We start from the raw sequence: 17,123 nt of genomic DNA on the forward strand, positions 1-17,123 counted from the left end.
GGGGAGTCCGTCCGACAGGACGATCGCGACGGTGCGCGGCGGTCACGCCTCGGCGTCGTCGGTGAGCTTCTCGCCCCGGCGGCGGAGCATGCCCAGCCCGGGGATGCCGGCGACGGCGAGCTTCAGGTCCCGGGTGACGTCGAGCAGGTCGTGCAGGTCCGGGCCGACCCGGTCCAGGGTGGCCAGGATCGGCAGGATGTCCGCGGTCAGGTGCTGCTTGAGCTTCGGCAGCTCGTCGACGAGCCGGATCGCGGCGTTCACCTCCTCGTGGCTGAGCTGCTCGACGAAGCGGTTCGCCATCGGGGCACCCCGGCGCAGCGCCGGCTCGTACGCCGTCAGCAGCTCGGCGGCGGTGGCCGCCGCCTCCGCCGCGGTGCGCACGGTGCCGGCGGCCCGTACGGCCACCGCGTCGGCCTCGGCGACCACCGCACCGGCCGTGCGGGACACCTTCTCCGCCTCGCCGACCACGACGGCCGCGGCGGCGGCCACCCCGGTGGCCGTCTCGATCGCGGTGGTCGCGGCGGCGCTGATGACGGCCACCTCCCGTACCGCGCCCTCGGCGTCGGTGAGCACCCGGTCGGTGCGGTCGAGGGTCAGCTCGATCCGGTCCACCACGCCGTCGATGCGGTCCACCACGCCGTCGACCCGCTTCAGCAGGGCCTCCACCGAGTCCAGCACGGCGAACGCGCGGGCCGGCACGGCGGCGAACGAGGCCGCCGAGCCGAGGGCCTGGTCGAGGGCGGAACGGGTCAGACCGACGACCGCGGCGGGCCGGGGGAGGGGAATCACCATGGCACCAAGTGTGCGTCGCCCGCGCCCGCGCCGCCGGACAGGGCGGCGGGAGCGGGGTCAGGAGTCGGTGTACTGCTCGACCGCGCGCTGCACCGCCCGGTAGATCTGCCCGAACCGCAGGGCGTCCGGGGTGCGCAGCAGCAGCACCTCCCGGCCGTGGTGCTGGACCCAGAGCTCGTGCACCTTGCTGCCCCGCTCGTAGGAGCGGTCGAGCCAGCCGAGCGGGATCTCCAGGAAGGGGGCCAGAGCCAGCGCGCCGACCACGCACGCGGCGAGGACGATCAGCGCCAGCTGCCACTCGCCCCGGTCCTGCGCCGACCAGGCCAGCGAGAGCACGCAGACCACCGCGACCAGGGGAGGCAGCGAGAGGAGCAGGACCAGGACGCCGCGCCCCAGCACCCGCCCCCGTACCGCCAGCGTCTTCGGCCCCTGCGCGTGCCAGACGTACGTCACGTCGGCGATCGCCACGGCGTGGCCCCCGGCCCGGATCGACTCCGACGTCACCTGCACCGCGTCGTCCCGGTAATAGATGGTCATCACTAAGCCTAACCGCTGCCGCGCAGGTCGCGTCGCTCGCGCCGCCCGCACTGTCGAGCTGCCCCGTTCATGGGACCGCTCGGGGCGTGCGAGCCAGGGGCCGACCGGCGCGCCTGCCCCGTCGGGCGGGGCAGCTCGACAGCGCGGGCGGCAGGCCACCGCGCCCGACGAGGGGCCTTGAGGCCCGCCTTGCCAGCGCGTCGGCCAGGGCGGTCCTGAGCGGTCCTGGGCGGTACCGTGACCGGTCATGACGGAGCAGGAGCGCAACGTCGAGGTGGTCCGCCGCTACCTGCGGACCTTCGTCACCAAGGACCTGGCGGAGTTGCGCGCGGTGGTCGACGAGGACGTGCTGATCTACGGTTCCGGCACGCCGGTCCGGGGGCGGCACCACGTCGAGGGGGCCGTCACCTCGCCGGGGCTGACCGTGCTCGATCAGGAGATCGTCGAGATCTTCGCGGCCGGCGACCGCGTGGTGGTGTCGCTGGCGCAGACCTACCGGCGGGACGCGACCGGCGCGACGGCGGTGCAGAGCGCCTGCAAGATGTACCGGCTGGCCGGTGGCCGGATCGTGCAGTTCTGGGGCGAGCAGGACCTGTTCGGACTGCTGCGCGGCCTGGGCATGCTGCCGGACGGGCCGATCAGGTTCTAGCGGCGGCGGGGCGACACGGGCTGGCCCGCCTCGACGGCCCGCTGCACCGCCCGGTAGATCTGGCCGAAGCGCAGCGCGTCGCCGGTGCACAGCAGGCGCACCGGCTGGCCGCGCCAGCGGGCCCAGATCTCCAGCTGCCGGCTGCCCCGGGCGTACGAGCGGTCGAGGTGCTCGAAGAGGAAGTCGGCGACCGGGCCGACCGCGAGCCCGATCAGCACCGAGGCACCGACGATGGCGATGGTGACGGTGAGGGAGCGGTCCAGCCAGAGTGCGAACGCGATGCCGAGGGCGGCGGCGACCAGGGGGCCGGCGAGCGCCGCGCCGATCGCGCCGCGCCCGACGAGCACCCGCCAGGACCGGGTGCCGCGCTGGTGCCAGACCATGCTGATGTCGGCCAGCCGGAAGGTCCGGCCGTCCACCCGGACGGCGGTCGAGGTGACCTGCACGGATCTGTCGTCGTAGTACGTGATCATGGCGGTACTCCCGGTGGCGGGCCTGAGACCACACTACTTACCCCAACGATCCGGGCCGTAAGGTTGGCACGCGACTTCGACGAGGAAGTGAGGGCCAGCGTGGGCGAGTTCGTGCGGTTGGAGACCAGGGACGGCATCGGCACCATCCGGCTGGAGCGGCCGCCGATGAACGCCCTGAACACCCAGGTGCAGGAGGAGTTGCGTGCCGCCGCCGCGGCGGCGACCACCGACCCGGGCGTCCGCGCCGTCATCGTGTACGGCGGGGAGAAGGTCTTCGCGGCCGGCGCGGACATCAAGGAGATGGCCGACATGTCCTACGTGGACATGGCGGACCGGGCGGCCGACCTGTCCAGCGCGCTCGGCGCGATCTCCCGAATCCCCAAGCCGGTCGTCGCCGCGATCACCGGCTATGCCCTCGGCGGCGGCTGCGAGCTGGCGCTGGCGTGCGACTGGCGGGTGGTGGCCGAGGACGCCAAGCTCGGCCAGCCGGAGATCAAGCTCGGCATCATCCCCGGCGCGGGTGGCACCCAGCGGCTGGCCCGTCTGGTCGGCCCCGCCCGTGCCAAGGACCTGATCATGTCCGGCCGGATGGTCGACGCCCAGGAGGCCCTGCGGATCGGCCTGGCCGACCGGGTCGCTCCGGCGGCCGAGGTCTACGACACCGCGGTCGAGCTGGTCCGCCCGTACCTCACCGGTCCGGTGCAGGCCCTGCGCGCCGCCAAGCTCGCCGTCGACGCCGGTCTGGACATGGACCTGAACTCCGGCCTGGCCTGGGAGAGCCAGCTCTTCGCGGCGCTGTTCGCCACCGACGACCGGCGCGAGGGCATGGCGGCGTTCGTGGCGAAGCGCAAGCCGGACTTCACCGGTCGCTGACCGGCCCGGGCCGGCGGGGTGGCCCGCCGGCCCAGGCATCGAGTCGAGAACTGTTCACATTCCGCCTACCGGTGAGTAGCGTGTGACTCCGGCCATGCGGACGAAGGGGAGAGCGGCGATGACGGAGCGGATCGAAGGTCACGGCGGGGAGCTCGCACTCGCGGCGCTGCGTGCGTACGGGGTGCGGGAGATGTTCACCCTCTCCGGCGGGCACGTCTTTCCGCTCTACGACGCCGCGCACAAGACCGGCTTCCCCCTCTACGACGTACGGCACGAGCAGTCGGCGGTCTTCGCCGCCGAGGCGGTGGCGAAGCTCCAGCGCCGGCCCGGCCTCGCCGTGCTCACCGCCGGCCCCGGCGTCACCAACGGCATCTCCGGGCTGACGAGCGCGTACTTCAACGCCTCACCGGTGCTGGTGCTGGGCGGCCGGGCCCCGCAGTTCCGCTGGGGCTCGGGCAGCCTCCAGGAGATGGACCACCTGCCGCTGGTCGCCCCCGTCACCAAGCACGCCGAGACGGTGTTCAGCCCCGACGACATCCCGCGCGCGGTGACCGCGGCGCTGACCGCGGCGCTCACCCCGCACCGGGGCCCGGTCTTCCTCGACTTCCCCCTCGAGGCGGTCTTCTCGGTCTCCGACGCCGAGCTGCCGGCGCTGCCGGGCATCGCGCCGGTCGAGCCCGACACCGACGAGGTGGCGAAGGCGGCCGGCCTGGTCGCCGCCGCGAGCCGCCCGGTGATCATCGCCGGCTCCGACGTCTACGCCGGGGACGCGGTCGACGCCCTGCGGGCCGCCGCCGAGTCGCTCCAGGTGCCGGTCTTCACCAACGGGATGGGCCGGGGCGCGCTGCCGCCGGAGCACCCGCTCGCCTTCGCCAAGGCCCGTCGCGTGGCGCTGCGGGGCGCCGACGTGGTCGTGGTGATCGGTACCCCGCTCGACTTCCGGCTCAGCTTCGGCGACTTCGGCGACGCCCAGGTGGTGCACATCGTCGACGCGCCCAGCCAGCGGGCCGCGCACGTGCAGCCGGCCGCCGCCCCCGCCGGCGACCTCCGGCTGATCCTCACCGCCCTGGCCGACCACCCGGGCGACCGGGCCGACCACGCCGACTGGATCGCCGAGCTGCGGACCGCCGAGGACGCCGCGAAGGCCCGCGACGCCGAGGAGATGGCCGCCGAGACGGACCCGATCCGGCCCGCCCGGGTCTACGGCGAGCTGCGCAAGGTGCTGGCCCGCGACGCCATCACCATCGGCGACGGCGGCGACTTCGTCTCGTACGCCGGCCGCTACCTGGAGCCCGCGCAGCCCGGCACCTGGCTCGACCCCGGCCCGTACGGCTGCCTGGGCACTGGCATGGGCTACGCGATGGGCGCCCGGGTCAGCCACCCCGACCGGCAGATCTGCGTCCTCATGGGCGACGGCGCGGCCGGCTTCTCGCTGATGGACGTGGAGTCCCTCGCCCGGCAGAAGCTGCCCGTGGTGATCGTGGTCGGCAACAACGGCATCTGGGGCCTGGAGAAGCACCCCATGCGCGCCATGTACGGCTACGACGTCGCCGCCGACCTCCAGCCGGAGCTGCGCTACGACCACGTCGTGAGCGCCCTCGGCGGGGCCGGCGAGACGGTGGCGAAGGCGGGCGACCTCGGCCCGGCGCTGCGGCGGGCGTTCGACGCCGGCGTGCCGTACCTGGTCAACGTGCTCACCGACCCGGCCGACGCGTACCCCCGCTCGTCGAACCTGGCCTGAGCCGGGCCCGCTGCCGTCGCCGGGAGGTCGGCGACGGCGGCGGGCTCAGGACGCGGGCGTGGACCCCTCGGGCCGGTCCTCCTCGCGCGGCGGCTCGCCGTCGCGCCGGCGCATCTCGTCCTCACGGCGGCGCAGGTCCTCCTCCCAGCGGCGGAACAGCTCGCCGTCCTCGCGCCGGGAACGCTCGCCGAGCGAACGGAGGAACTCGGGGTCGTCGTCGGGGGCGACCGGGCGGGGCCGCTCCCGGGGCGGCAGGAGCCGGCCCTTCGGCGTTCCGCCGGCGGGCCGCCCGGGGACGCGCTCACGCCCGGCGGCGAACCAGGCGAGGGAGCCGAGCAGCGGGAAGAACAGGATGATCAGCACCCAGGCGATCCGGGGCAGGGCTTTGATCTCGCCCTCCTCGGCGGAGAGGCAGCTGATCAGCGCGCAGACGGCGAGGACGATCTGCGCGACGAAGAGGAGGACGTAGAGCCGGGCCATGCGTCAATCATGGCGCACCGGGGCCCGTCAACCCAGGCCGCTCGCCGCCAGGAGGGTGCCGAGCAGCGCGAAGCCGGCCGTGGCGAGGGCGACCAGGGGCAGCGACCGCCCGTAGCCGGGGAGCGGACCGGTGCCGGTGGCCCGCCGCCAGCAGACCGCCAGCGCCGCACCCCAGCCCAGCACGGCGGCCCCGGCGACCAGCGCGCCGAGCGTCCCGCCGGCGGCCGGGCCGGTGAGCGCGAGCCGCACGGTCAGCACCATGATCACGGTGAGCGCCAGCGCCGTACGCCGCCAGGCCAGCCGGGTCCGCTCGGGTTGCAGCCCGGGGTCGCGCGCCGGCCGGTCCCGCCGTGGCGGCTCCGTCCGGTGGTTCACGGGCCGCCGACCGCCCGGGCCAGCACCGCCGCGACCAGCAGCAGCGCGCCGAGGCCGACGGCGAGGGCGAGCACCGCCGGGAATCGTGAGGCGGGCAGCTCCTCGCCGAGCCGGATGGCCCGCTCCGTACGCGCCCAGTGGTCGACCGCCCGTACGGCGACCGTGCCGCCGAGCAGCAGCAGTGCGACGGCGATCGCCTCGCGCAGGTACGCCAGCGGCAGCGGCGGCAGGAACTGCGCGGCGGCCAGTCCACCCGCGACCAGCGCCAGCCCGGTGCGCAGCCAGGCCAGGAAGGTCCGCTCGTTGGCCAGCGAGAACCGGTAGTCGGGGGTGCTGCCGACCGCGCGCAGTTCGCGCGGGTCGAACCATCGTCTGATCGCCTGCCACACGTGGCTATTATCCGTTTCCGTCCGGTCGTAGCCTGGTGCGGTGACGGATCTTGACGTGACGACGCTGCGGAAGACCTACGACGACCAGTTGCGGGCGCTGGTGCCCGACCCGCTGCCGGCCGGGGCGGCGGTGGAACGGGACGGCCCGCTGATTCGTATCCTCGGCCTCGACCATGGCGGCTTCCTCACCTACCGCGACCTCGGCGGGCTCGGCGGCGCGGCGCTGGACGAGCTGATCGCCCGGCAGGTGGAGTTCTTCCGGGCGCGCGGCGAGTCGGTCGAGTGGAAGCTGCACGGCCACGACGAGCCGGCGGACCTGCCGGACCGGCTGCGCGCGGCGGGATTCGTGCCGGAGGAGCGGGAGACCGTGGTGATCGGGCCGGTCGCGCCGCTCGCCGCCGCGCTCCCGGTCGTCCCCGAGGGCGTACGCCTGCGCGAGGTGACCGCCCGGGCGGACCTGGACCGGATCGTGGCGATGGAGGAGGCGGTCTGGAACTCCGACCGCAGTCACCTGGCGACCGGCCTGGAGAAGGAGATCGCCGCCGACCCGCAGTCGATCACCGTGGTGGTGGCCGAGGCGGGCGACGAGGTGGTGAGCGCGGGCTGGGTGCGGTACGTGCCGGGGACGGGGTTCGCCACGCTGTGGGGCGGCTCGACGCTGGCGCCGTGGCGCTGCCAAGGCATCTACCGCGCGCTGGTCGGCCATCGGGCCCGGCTGGCGGCCCAGCGCGGCCGGACGTTGCTGCAGGTGGACGCGTCCGACGACAGCCGGCCGATCCTGGAGCGGCTCGGTCTCGTCCCGGTCACGACCACCACCCCGTACGTCTACACTCCGTGATCATGGAGAAGCGGTTGACGGCCGAGGAACGGCTGACCCTCAAGACGGGCGCGTTCGGGGCGGTGTTCCTGGTGGCCAACGCGGACCCGGGGATGCTCGCCCTGTTCCGGGAGAGCTTCGCCGCCTCCGGTGCGATGGCCGACAGCAGCGGGCTGGTGAAGGAGGCGCTGACCAGTGGTCCGCTGCCGAAGCTGCCCCGGGACTCGGCGCTGGAGATCGAGGCGGTGGTGCTGCCGGCGCTGGGCAGTTCCGTGCGGATCCTGCGGGACAAGGCGCCGGGGGACGTGGCGGGCTACCGCGAGGTCGTGCTGTCCGCCGCCGAGCGGGTGGCCGCCGCGCACCGGGGGGTGGCCCCGGCCGAGGCGGCGGTCATCGAGCGGATCCGGGACGCGCTCGATCAGCCGGCGTGAGCCGGGTCGACGACCAGAGCGCCCGGACGGCGGCCCGGACGCAGCGGTCGCGGAGCCGACCGCAGGCGCACCGGTACGCCTCGGGCCGCGTCCGGCGGCAGCGGTGCCGCGGAACGTCGGGACGACCTTCGCTGGCGTTTTCTGACATTTCGTGACACCTCCCGATTCGTCAGATTACCCGCCCGCAGGGTCGTTCGTGAGCTGTGTCACCCTGAGGTCGCCGGAGGCGGATGCTACTGGCAGGTAACATTGCGCCGTGGGCAACTGCACAGCACCGCGCGGTTGACCGGCGTCAACGGACGCGCGAGGCTGCGCCCCAGACCGGGCGAGCGATCGCAACACCAACAGGAGGGTCGTCGAAGCGCGATGAACATCGTCGTACTCGTCAAGCAGGTGCCTGATTCGGGCGCGGACCGCAGCCTGCGTGCTGACGACAACACCGTCGACCGCGGTTCGGCGAACAACGTCATCAACGAGATGGACGAGTACGCCATCGAGGAGGCGTTGAAGATCAAGGAGGCGCACGGGGGTGAGGTGACGGTTCTGACGATGGGTCCGGACCGGGCGACCGAGTCGATCCGTAAGGCGCTCTCCATGGGCCCGGACAAGGCCGTGCACGTGCTGGACGACGCCCTGCACGGCTCCTGCGCCGTCGCCACGTCGAAGGTCCTCGCCGCCGCGCTCGGCCAGCTGAACGCCGACCTGGTGCTGTGCGGCAGCGAGTCGACCGACGGTCGGGTGCAGGTGATGCCGCACATGCTCGCCGAGCGGCTGGGCATCGCGGCGCTGACCGGCGCCCGCAAGCTCACCGTCGACGGTGCGACCCTGACGGTGGAGCGGCAGACGGAGGAGGGCTACGAGGTGGTCACCGCCACCACGCCCGCCGTGGTCTCCGTCTGGGACACCATCAACGAGCCGCGCTACCCGTCGTTCAAGGGCATCATGGCCGCCAAGAAGAAGCCGGTGCAGACGCTGTCCCTGGGTGACCTTGGGGTGGCTGCGGCCGAGGTGGGCTTCGAGGGCGCGACCAGCGCCGTGCTGGAGCACACCAAGCGCCCGCCGCGTTCCGGCGGCGCGAAGATCACCGACGAGGGCGACGGCGGCGTCAAGCTGGTCGAGTTCCTCGCCACCGAGAAGTTCGTGTGAGGGGTCTGGACATGTCTGAGGTTCTCGTCGTCGTCGAAGCCACCCGGGAGTTCGGCGTCAAGAAGGTCACCCTGGAGATGCTCACCCTCGCCCGCGAGCTGGGCACCCCGAGCGCGGTCGTGCTCGGTGGTCCCGGCGCCGCCGAGGCGCTGAGCGCCAGGCTGGGCGAGTACGGCGCGGAGAAGATCTACGCGGCCGAGAGCGAGGAGATCGACGGCTACCTGGTGGCCCCGAAGGCGACCGTCGTGGCCGAACTGGTGTCGCGGGTGCAGCCGGCCGCCGTGCTGCTGGCGTCGTCGCAGGAGGGCAAGGAGATCGCCGCCCGGCTGGCCGTGAAGCTGGACAACGGCATCCTGACCGACGTGGTCGGCCTGGCCGCCGACGGCACCGCCACCCAGGTGGCGTTCGCCGGTTCCACGATCGTCAAGTCCAAGGTCACCCGGGGCCTGCCGTTGGTGACCGTCCGGCCGAACTCGGTCAACCCGACCCCGGCGGCGGCCAGCCCGGCCGTGGAGCAGCTGACCGTCGCGGTCACGGACACCGACAAGCTGGCCAGGGTCGTCGACCGGGTCGCCGAGCAGAAGGGCTCGCGTCCGGAGCTCACCGAGGCCGGCATCGTGGTCTCGGGTGGTCGTGGCGTCGGCAACGCCGACAACTTCAAGCTGGTCGAGGAGCTGGCCGACCTGCTCGGTGGTGCTGTGGGCGCGTCCCGGGCGGCGGTCGACTCCGGTTACTACCCGCACCAGTTCCAGGTGGGTCAGACCGGTAAGACGGTGTCTCCGCAGCTCTACGTCGCGCTTGGTATCTCGGGTGCGATCCAGCACCGGGCCGGCATGCAGACCTCGAAGACGATCGTCGCGGTGAACAAGGACGGCGAGGCGCCGATCTTCGAGTTGGCCGACTTCGGTGTGGTGGGCGACCTGTTCAAGATCGTCCCGCAGGCCGCGGAGGAGATCCGCAAGCGTAAGTGAGCTGACGTCCGTCCGCGCGAGGGCCGGGAACCGCGACACGGTTCCCGGCCCTCGCCGTTTTCTCCGGTCGCGCCCGGAACGACCCACGGGCCCCGCGCCGGCCTGCGACGATGGAGACGCTCTCCCCGGGTGCCCGGTGCGGCCGTCCCCGTGCGGAACAGGAGTGTGCCGATGCCGGCCAGGACGTCCGAGGGTGACCACCACGCGCTCGCCGTGCACGAGGTCGTACTGCTGCTCGGGACCGACACCGAGCACGGGCTGACCGACGAGGAGGCGGCGGCCCGGCTCCAGCGGTACGGGCCCAACGTGCTGCCCAGCGCCACCGGGGGCGGAGCCCTGCGCCGGCTGCTGCGGCAGTTCCACAACCCGCTGATCTACGTGCTGGTCGCCGCCGGCGTGGTCACCCTGCTGCTCGCCGAGTACGTCGACTCGGCGGTGATCTTCGGGGTGGTGCTCGTCAACGCCGTCGTCGGCTTCCTCCAGGAGTCCCGTGCGGAGGCGGCCCTCGACGCGCTGCGGGCGATGGTGCGTACGCAGGCCCGGGTGCTGCGCGGCGGCCGGCAGCGCCACGTGCCGTCGGACGACGTGGTCCCCGGGGACCTGGTGCTGATGGAGGCGGGGGAGAAGGTGCCCGCCGATCTGCGGCTGGTCCGCGCCGCCGAACTGCGGGCCGACGAGTCGGCGCTGACCGGCGAGTCGCTGCCCGTACGCAAGGACGAGCTGGTCGTACCGGCCGAGACGCCGGTGGCCGACCGCCGCAACCTGCTCTACTCCGGCACCCTGCTCACCGGCGGCACGGCCGTCGGCGTCGCGGTCGCCACCGGGGCGGAGACGGAACTGGGGCGGATCCACCGCCTGGTCGGCGGCGCGGAGGTGCTGGACACGCCGCTGACGGTCAAGCTCGCCCGGTTCAGCCGCCTGCTCACCGTGGCGATCCTGCTCCTCGCCGCAGTGACCTTCGGCATCGGCGTGGTACGGGGGCAGGACGCCGGCGAGACGTTCACCGCCGCTGTGGCGCTGGCCGTCGGCGCGATCCCGGAGGGGCTGCCCGCCGCCGTGACGATCACCCTGGCGATCGGCGTGTCCCGGATGGCCCGCCGCCGGGCGGTGATCCGGCGGCTGCCGGCGGTGGAGACGCTGGGCAGCACCACGGTGATCTGCACCGACAAGACCGGCACCCTCACCGAGAACCAGATGACGGTCCAGGTGCTCTGGACGCCGCAGGGCCGCTACGAGGTCGGCGGGACCGGCTACGCCCCGACCGGCGAGATCCGGGACCCCGGGGGCGGCCCGGCCCCGACCGGGGAGGGCGCGCTGCGCTGGTCGCTGCTGGCCGGCGTGGGCTGCAACGACGCCCGGCTGGACGAGCAGGACGGGCGGTGGGTCGTGCTGGGCGACCCCACCGAGGGGGCGATGCTCGTGGCGGGCGCCAAGGTGGGGCTGCACGCGCACGAGGTCGCCGCGGAGCTGCCCCGGGTGGCCGCCGTCCCGTTCACCTCGGAGCGGCAGTTCATGGCGACCCTGCACGAGCGTCCCGACGGCGGGCGGATCGTGCTGGTCAAGGGGGCCGTGGAGCGGGTGGTCGAGTGGTCCGGCTCGGCGGCGCGTCCCGACGGCTCGACGGGACCGCTCGACGCCCCGGCCGTGCTGGCCGCCGCCCACGAACTGGCCACCGAGGGGCTGCGGGTGCTCGCCACCGCGATGCGGCCGGTCGGCCCGGCGGACGGGCTCGCGGAGGAGGAACTGGCCGGCACCCTGGTCTTCACCGGGCTGCACGCGATGCTCGACCCGCCCCGGGCCGCCGCCGCGGCGGCCGTCCGGTCCTGCCACCGCGCGGGGATCGACGTGAAGATGATCACCGGGGACCACCTGGCCACCGCCAGCGCCATCGCGCGCCGGCTCGGGCTGCTGCGTACCGAGCCCGGCCCGGGCGACGTGCTGACCGGCGCCGACCTGTCGGCGCTGCCCGCCGGGGAACTGCCCGCGGCGGTACGGCAGGCGTCGGTGTTCGCCCGCGTCTCGCCCGAGCAGAAGCTGCGGCTGGTGGAGGCGTTGCAGGCCGACGGCCAGGTGGTCGCGATGACCGGTGACGGGGTCAACGACGCCCCCGCGTTGCGGCAGGCCAACATCGGGGTGGCCATGGGCCGCAGCGGCACGGAGGTGGCCAAGGAGGCCGCCGACGTCGTGCTGACCGACGACGACTTCGCCACCATCGAGACGGCCGTCGCGGAGGGGCGCGGCGTCTTCGCCAACCTGACCAAGTTCATCACCTGGACGCTGCCCACCAACGCGGCGGAGGGGCTGGTCATCCTCGTCGCGATCGTGCTCGGCTCGGCGCTGCCGATCCTGCCGAGCCAGATCCTCTGGATCAACATGACCACGGCGGTGTTCCTCGGCCTGACGCTCGCCTTCGAGCCGAGGGAGCCCGGGATCATGGACCGCCCGCCCCGCGACCCGGGTCAGCCCCTGCTGACCGTCGCGCTGGTGGTCCGGGTGCTGCTGGTCTCCGCGCTGCTGGTGGTGGGCGCCTGGTGGCTGTTCGAGTGGGAGCGTTCCGGCGGGGCCGACCTGGCGCAGGCGCGCACCGCCGCGGTGAACCTCTTCGTCACCGTGATGGCGTTCTACCTGTTCAGCTGCCGCTCCCTGACCCGCTCGCCCTGGCGCCTGGGCCTGTTCAGCAACCGCTGGCTGATCGTCGGGGTGCTGGTGCAGGCCCTCGGCCAGCTCGCCCTGACCTACCTGCCGGTGATGAACGACCTGTTCCGCACGGCGCCCATCGACGGGCAGGCGTGGCTGCGGATCCTGGGCATCGCCGTCGTGGTCTCCGCCATCGCCGCGCTCGACAAGCGCTTCGGCCGCTTCGGCCGCCGGCTCGGCTGAGCCGCCGGCCGGCTCGCTGGGGCCGCCGGTCGCTTGGCGGACAGCATCGCGGCGCCGGCCGCCGGGGCGGCGATGGGAGCTGATCGGCGGGCCGGGGAGCTGAGCCGGCCCGCCGATCAGCCCGTCAGGGTGCCCCTCACCAGGCTCTTGCCAGAGTGGGCGGTGTTGTTGTCGTACGTCTCGGCGGAGACGTCGACAACCGAGTATGCCTCAAGGTCCACGTTCGGCGGCAACGGCAGCAACTCGTCCGTCGCGTCGCCGAGCACGCCGACCGAGAACATCTTCATGGTCCGCGGGTCGATCAGCCACACCTCGTAGTACCCCGGGACGTCCGGGAGATTCGCCACGTGCAGGTGCAGCCGGCCGTCGTCGAAGACCCGGGCCTCGCCGTTGGCGTCCGGCGGCGTCTCCCCGTACGCCTTCAGCGGCGCGCTGGCCAGCACCACCCGCCGCGGGGCGGGCTCCGGCGTCGACCCGGTCGCGTCGAGCACGGCGACGGTGCCGACGACCCCGATCGCGGCGGCGGCCACCGCCGTCGCGGCGGTCACGGCCCAGCGCGACCAGCGCCCACGCCTCGGCGCGAGGAGCACCCCGCCCGACCGCTCGGACGGCCGTTCGCCCGAGGGGCGCTCGTCGGGCGACCGCTCGGCGCGCGGCCCGGGCAGCGCCGGGAGGGTCTGCGCCGCGCGGATCTCCGTGACGATGCCCTGCCAGACGTGCTCCGGCGGATCGGGCAGGTCGTGCAGGCCCTGGGCGTCGGCGCCGAGGCCGGCCACGTGCTGGAGGGTCTCCATCTCGGCCCGGCAGTGCGCGCAGGTGTCGAGGTGGGTGTTCTCTCCGGCGTCCGCCTCGGTCTCACCGAGCGCCAGGAAGACCAGCCGGTCGTGGTCCAGGTGCGGCACCGTCCACCTCCCATCTGCGTTTCAAGCTCGCCATGCCGCGCCGGATGTGACTCTTGACCGTGCCGAGCGGCACCCCGGTCACCGTCGCGATCTGCTGGTGGGTCAGGTCGTCGAAGAACGCCAACTCCAGCATCCGCCGCTGATCGTCGGGCAGCCGGGCCAGCTCGTCGGCGACCACCAGCCGGTCGACCACCGTGTCCGGATCCGGGCCGGTCGGCGCCGACTCCGGCAACTGCCGGACCGTCTCGACCACCCGGGTCTCCCGCGCGGAGGCCCGCAGCCGGTCGATCACCTTGCGGCGGCCGATGCCGAGCAGCCAGCCGACCAGCGAGCCCTTGGCCGGGTCGAAGGTGTCCCGTCCCAGCCAGGCGGCGACGAAGGTGGTCTGGGTCACGTCCTCCGCGTCGCTGCGGTTGGCCAACGTGCTGGTGGCCAGGTGCAGGACCGCCCGGCCGTACCGGTCGTACGCCTCCCGCAGCGCCAGCTCGTCGCCCGCACGGAAGCGGGCGGCCAGGTCGTCCACGGGTGGGTCCGGCTCCTGCCGTGCCGCTGTCACAGGGCGGCTCGCCTTCCAGGGGGCATGCCCGACTGTAGCTCCCACAGCCATCGCCCCACCTCTCCGGTCGGTCTGGTCTCAGCAGCTCTTCGCTCCGCGGGCGGCGAACGGATGCGGCTGTGACGGACGAAAAGAAGTTGCCGCCGGCCGCATCCGGCGGCCGTGGACCGGGCGTAACTCGTTTTGCACACCAGGCCTGACGAACCAGTACCAACCACCAGGAGGCAGACATGCAGCTCTCGTACTTCCGTCGGGTCGCCGCGGGCGGGGCGGTCGCCGCGCTGACGTTCGCCGGAGCCGGCGCCCTCACCGCCACCCCCGCGTACGCCGCCTCGTCGAAGGTCTCCGTCGTGCACGGCATCCCGGACACCCCGGTCGACGTCTACGTCAACGGCGAGAAGACGCTGGACAACTTCAAGCCCGGCGACGTGGCCGGCCCGCTGAACCTCGAGGAGGGCGCGTACGACATCGCGCTCACCAAGCCCGGCGAGCCGATCGCCCGGGCCATCCTCAGCGTCGACGACGCCGCGGTGCCGGGCGCGGCGAACATCAGCCTCGCCGCCCACCTCGACGCCGCCGGCAAGCCGAAGATCACGCCGTTCGTCAACGACACCGGCAAGGTCGCCGCCGGCAAGGCCCGGCTGATCGTCCGGCACACCGCCGCCGCCCCGGCGGTGGACGTGCGCGCCGGCGGCACCCCGGTCTTCGAGGGACTCACCAACCCGAACGAGGCCAAGGGCGACGTCGACGCGGGCACCGTCAAGGCGGACGTGGTGCTCGCCGGCACCGACACCGTGGCGATCGGGCCGGCGGACCTCGACCTCAAGGAGGGCACCGCGACGATCGTGTACGCCATCGGTTCGGCCGAGGCGAAGAACCTGGGCGTCGTGGCGCAGACCATCACCGGTCTGCACTCGGCCCCGGCCGGGGTGCCCAGCGGCGACGGCGGTCGGGCCGGCACCGGCGTGGACACCTGGTGGTACGTGCTGACCGGCGCCGGCGTGCTGCTCCTGGTCGGCGGCGGGGCGCGGGTGGCCACCGCCCGGACCGGTCGCAGGTGACGGTGCGCCACCGCGGGGCGCTGGCGGCCGTGGCCGCCGGCGTCGCCGCGCTCACCGTCGCGACCGTGGTCGCCTGCGGCTCCCGGCCGGCCGGGAACGTCGGCGCGACCGAGGCCGCCGACCTGGCCGGCGCCGCCCCGAGCCCGCCGGCCGCCGGCCCGTCGGTGCCGGTCACCCGGGGCGAGCTGCCCGGCGGTACGCGGACCGTCCCGCCCGTACGGCTGGTCGTCCCGGCCATCGGCGTCACCGCCACGGTCGACGCCGTGGGCATCAACGGCGCGACCGGCGAGTTCGAGGTGCCGCCCAGCGTGGACCGGATCGGCTGGTACCGCCACGGCCCGGGGCTGGAGGCGCGGGCGGGATCGGTGGTCGTCGCCGGGCACGTGGACAGCGCCACCCAGGGCGAGGGGGCCTTCTTCCGGCTCCGGGAGCTGGACCGCGGCGACACCCTCACCGCCACCGGCGGCGACGGCGTCCGCAGGGAGTACCGGGTCGTCGCCCGCGAGGAGTACCGGAAGACGAAGATCCCCCTGGACCGCTACTTCGCCCGGGACGGCAAGCCCCGGCTGACCCTGATCACCTGCGGCGGGCCGTTCGACGCCGAGGCACGCCGGTACCGCGACAACATCGTGGTCACCGCCGTGCCGGCCTGACCGGATCCCCGCTCCGGTTGCGGGCGCGGCGCCGGGGCGGGAGCGCACGCCTTCCGCCCCGGCCCCGCACGGCGTACTCCGGCCACCACCGGGTCCGGCGCCGGTCGTAGGCTGAACCGTGATGGCTTACCTGGATCACGCGGCGACCACTCCGATGCTCGACGAGGCACTGGAGGCGTACGTCGCCACCGCCCGCGAGGTCGGCAACGCGTCCTCACTGCACGCGGCGGGCCGCCGTGCCCGGCGGCGGGTGGAGGAGTCGCGGGAGCGGGTGGCCGCCGCGCTGGGCGCCCGGCCCTCCGAGGTCGTCTTCACCGGCGGCGGGACCGAGAGCGACAACCTCGCCGTGAAGGGCATCTTCTGGGCCCGCCGGTCCGCCGACCCCCGGCGGGACCGGGTGGTCTGCAGCGCCGTCGAGCACCACGCGGTGCTCGACGTGGTGGACTGGCTGGCCGACCACGAGGGTGCCGGCGTGGGCTGGCTCTCCGTCGACGCCGCCGGCCGGTTCAGCCCCGACGAGCTGCGTGCCGAGCTGGCCGCCCACGGCGACCGGGTCGCCGTGGTGACCGCGATGTGGGCCAACAACGAGGTCGGCACCGTGCAGCCGGTCGCCGAGCTGGCCGCGGTCGCTGCCGAGCACGGGGTGCCCTTCCACACCGACGCGATCCAGGCGGTCGGGCAGGTGCCGGTCGACTTCTCCGTCGGCGGGGTCGCCGCGCTGACCGTGACCGGGCACAAGCTCGGCGGGCCGACCGGGGTGGGCGCCCTGCTGCTCGCCCGCGACGTGTCGGCCACCCCGCTGCTGCACGGCGGCGGCCAGGAGCGCGACGTGCGCTCCGGCACCCTCGACACGGCCGGCATCGTCGCCTTCGCGGTCGCCGTGGAGGCGGCGGTCAAGGGCCAGCAGGAGTACGCGGCCCGGGTCGCCGCGCTCCGCGACGACCTGGTCGAGCGGGTCCGGCACGCGGTGCCCGAGGTCGTCTTCAACGGCGACCCGACCGGCCGGCTGCCGGGCAACGCGCACTTCTCCTTCCCCGGTTGCGAGGGCGACGCCCTGCTGCTCCTGCTGGACGCCCAGGGCATCGCCTGTTCGACCGGTTCCGCCTGCTCCGCCGGGGTGGCCCAGCCCTCACACGTGCTGCTCGCCATGGGCGCCGACGACGACCGCGCCCGCTCCTCGCTGCGCTTCACCCTCGGCCACACCAGCACCCCCGCCGACGTCGACGCCCTCATCGCCGCCCTCCCGGCCGCCGTCGAGCGCGCCCGCCGCGCCGCCGCCCTCCGCACCCCCCGCTGACCCTCCTTCCCCTCCCGCGCCCGCCCCACCCGTGGGCCGATCATGCAGTTGTGGCGACCGAACCGTGACCTTTCGCGGCATTCGCCCACCACCACAACTC

At 74.1% G+C, this 17,123-nt stretch carries 19 protein-coding genes; 11 read left to right on the forward strand and 8 right to left on the reverse strand.

The features are described 5' to 3' along the window. Positions 1–42: 42 nt before the first annotated feature. Both RM555_RS28130 and RM555_RS28135 read right to left on the reverse strand, forming a co-directional pair. The gene (locus RM555_RS28130) at positions 43–792 is read right to left on the reverse strand and encodes a hypothetical protein (protein WP_311414550.1); all 750 of its coding nucleotides are present in this window, start codon (positions 790–792) and stop codon (positions 43–45) included. A 57-nt stretch (positions 793–849) separates the two neighbouring features. Then, complete coding sequence (locus RM555_RS28135; RefSeq protein ID WP_311414551.1) at positions 850–1,329, reverse strand: DUF6232 family protein; 480 nt, start codon at positions 1,327–1,329, stop codon at positions 850–852. 247 nt (positions 1,330–1,576) lie between these two features. On the opposite strand from RM555_RS28135, the gene RM555_RS28140 reads away from it, so the two are divergent. Continuing rightward, the gene (locus RM555_RS28140; RefSeq protein WP_311414552.1) at positions 1,577–1,978 is read left to right on the forward strand and encodes a nuclear transport factor 2 family protein; all 402 of its coding nucleotides are present in this window, start codon (positions 1,577–1,579) and stop codon (positions 1,976–1,978) included. Here the strand turns inward: RM555_RS28140 and RM555_RS28145 are convergent. After that, positions 1,975–2,451, reverse strand: coding sequence for a DUF6232 family protein (locus tag RM555_RS28145; protein WP_311414553.1), 477 nt, complete (start codon positions 2,449–2,451; stop codon positions 1,975–1,977). The genes RM555_RS28140 and RM555_RS28145 overlap by 4 nt on opposite strands. A gap of 99 nt (positions 2,452–2,550) precedes the next feature. On the opposite strand from RM555_RS28145, the gene RM555_RS28150 reads away from it, so the two are divergent. Together RM555_RS28150 and RM555_RS28155 are read left to right on the forward strand one after the other, a co-directional pair. Beyond that, a complete protein-coding gene (locus tag RM555_RS28150) occupies positions 2,551–3,324 on the forward strand; it encodes an enoyl-CoA hydratase-related protein (RefSeq protein WP_311414554.1) in 774 nt (257 codons plus the stop codon). A 118-nt stretch (positions 3,325–3,442) separates the two neighbouring features. Beyond that, positions 3,443–5,065 carry an acetolactate synthase gene (locus tag RM555_RS28155; RefSeq protein WP_311414555.1) on the forward strand — a complete coding sequence of 541 codons (1,623 nt, stop codon included), beginning with the start codon at positions 3,443–3,445 and terminating at the stop codon, positions 5,063–5,065. 45 nt (positions 5,066–5,110) lie between these two features. On the opposite strand, the gene RM555_RS28160 is transcribed toward RM555_RS28155, so the two are convergent. From RM555_RS28160 to RM555_RS28170, 3 genes are read right to left on the reverse strand one after another with little or no spacing between them, the layout of a single operon-like run. Beyond that, the gene (locus tag RM555_RS28160) at positions 5,111–5,545 is read right to left on the reverse strand and encodes a PLD nuclease N-terminal domain-containing protein (RefSeq protein WP_311414556.1); all 435 of its coding nucleotides are present in this window, start codon (positions 5,543–5,545) and stop codon (positions 5,111–5,113) included. Between the two features lie 27 nt (positions 5,546–5,572). Beyond that, the gene (locus RM555_RS28165) at positions 5,573–5,920 is read right to left on the reverse strand and encodes a DUF202 domain-containing protein (RefSeq protein ID WP_311414557.1); all 348 of its coding nucleotides are present in this window, start codon (positions 5,918–5,920) and stop codon (positions 5,573–5,575) included. Next, the gene (locus tag RM555_RS28170) at positions 5,917–6,309 is read right to left on the reverse strand and encodes a YidH family protein (protein ID WP_311414558.1); all 393 of its coding nucleotides are present in this window, start codon (positions 6,307–6,309) and stop codon (positions 5,917–5,919) included. The genes RM555_RS28165 and RM555_RS28170 overlap by 4 nt, the downstream gene beginning before the upstream one ends. Before the next feature lie 40 nt (positions 6,310–6,349). Between RM555_RS28170 and RM555_RS28175 the strand changes: the two genes are divergently transcribed. The 5 genes from RM555_RS28175 (at position 6,350) to RM555_RS28195 (ending at position 12,554) form a co-directional block, all read left to right on the forward strand. Further along, on the forward strand, positions 6,350–7,147 hold the full coding sequence (locus RM555_RS28175; protein ID WP_311414559.1) for a GNAT family N-acetyltransferase: 798 nt from the start codon (positions 6,350–6,352) through the stop codon (positions 7,145–7,147). Between the two features lie 2 nt (positions 7,148–7,149). Beyond that, a complete protein-coding gene (locus tag RM555_RS28180) occupies positions 7,150–7,557 on the forward strand; it encodes a hypothetical protein (RefSeq protein WP_396888854.1) in 408 nt (135 codons plus the stop codon). 366 nt (positions 7,558–7,923) lie between these two features. Continuing rightward, positions 7,924–8,703, forward strand: coding sequence for an electron transfer flavoprotein subunit beta/FixA family protein (locus RM555_RS28185; RefSeq protein WP_311414561.1), 780 nt, complete (start codon positions 7,924–7,926; stop codon positions 8,701–8,703). Between the two features lie 11 nt (positions 8,704–8,714). After that, a complete protein-coding gene (locus RM555_RS28190; protein ID WP_311414562.1) occupies positions 8,715–9,674 on the forward strand; it encodes an electron transfer flavoprotein subunit alpha/FixB family protein in 960 nt (319 codons plus the stop codon). Positions 9,675–9,845: 171 nt separating this feature from the next. After that, positions 9,846–12,554: an HAD-IC family P-type ATPase gene (locus tag RM555_RS28195; protein ID WP_311414563.1), complete on the forward strand. Its 2,709-nt coding sequence runs from the start codon at positions 9,846–9,848 to the stop codon at positions 12,552–12,554. A gap of 116 nt (positions 12,555–12,670) precedes the next feature. On the opposite strand, the gene RM555_RS28200 is transcribed toward RM555_RS28195, so the two are convergent. After that, positions 12,671–13,456 (reverse strand): anti-sigma factor, encoded by a 786-nt coding sequence (locus RM555_RS28200; protein ID WP_311414564.1) that lies wholly within the window; start codon positions 13,454–13,456, stop codon positions 12,671–12,673. Then, positions 13,410–14,012, reverse strand: coding sequence for an RNA polymerase sigma factor (locus RM555_RS28205; RefSeq protein WP_311414565.1), 603 nt, complete (start codon positions 14,010–14,012; stop codon positions 13,410–13,412). The genes RM555_RS28200 and RM555_RS28205 overlap by 47 nt, the downstream gene beginning before the upstream one ends. A gap of 230 nt (positions 14,013–14,242) precedes the next feature. On the opposite strand from RM555_RS28205, the gene RM555_RS28210 reads away from it, so the two are divergent. The 3 genes from RM555_RS28210 to RM555_RS28220 all read left to right on the forward strand — a co-directional run bounded on the left by RM555_RS28210 (position 14,243) and on the right by RM555_RS28220 (position 17,023). Beyond that, positions 14,243–15,073: a DUF4397 domain-containing protein gene (locus tag RM555_RS28210; protein WP_311414566.1), complete on the forward strand. Its 831-nt coding sequence runs from the start codon at positions 14,243–14,245 to the stop codon at positions 15,071–15,073. Beyond that, complete coding sequence (locus tag RM555_RS28215) at positions 15,070–15,726, forward strand: class F sortase (protein WP_311414567.1); 657 nt, start codon at positions 15,070–15,072, stop codon at positions 15,724–15,726. The genes RM555_RS28210 and RM555_RS28215 overlap by 4 nt, the downstream gene beginning before the upstream one ends. A 121-nt stretch (positions 15,727–15,847) precedes the next feature. Next, a complete protein-coding gene (locus RM555_RS28220) occupies positions 15,848–17,023 on the forward strand; it encodes a cysteine desulfurase family protein (protein ID WP_311414568.1) in 1,176 nt (391 codons plus the stop codon). Positions 17,024–17,123 lie beyond the last annotated feature (100 nt).

This window comes from Micromonospora reichwaldensis (assembly GCF_031845925.1).
Taxonomy (GTDB): Bacteria; Actinomycetota; Actinomycetes; order Mycobacteriales; family Micromonosporaceae; genus Micromonospora; species Micromonospora reichwaldensis.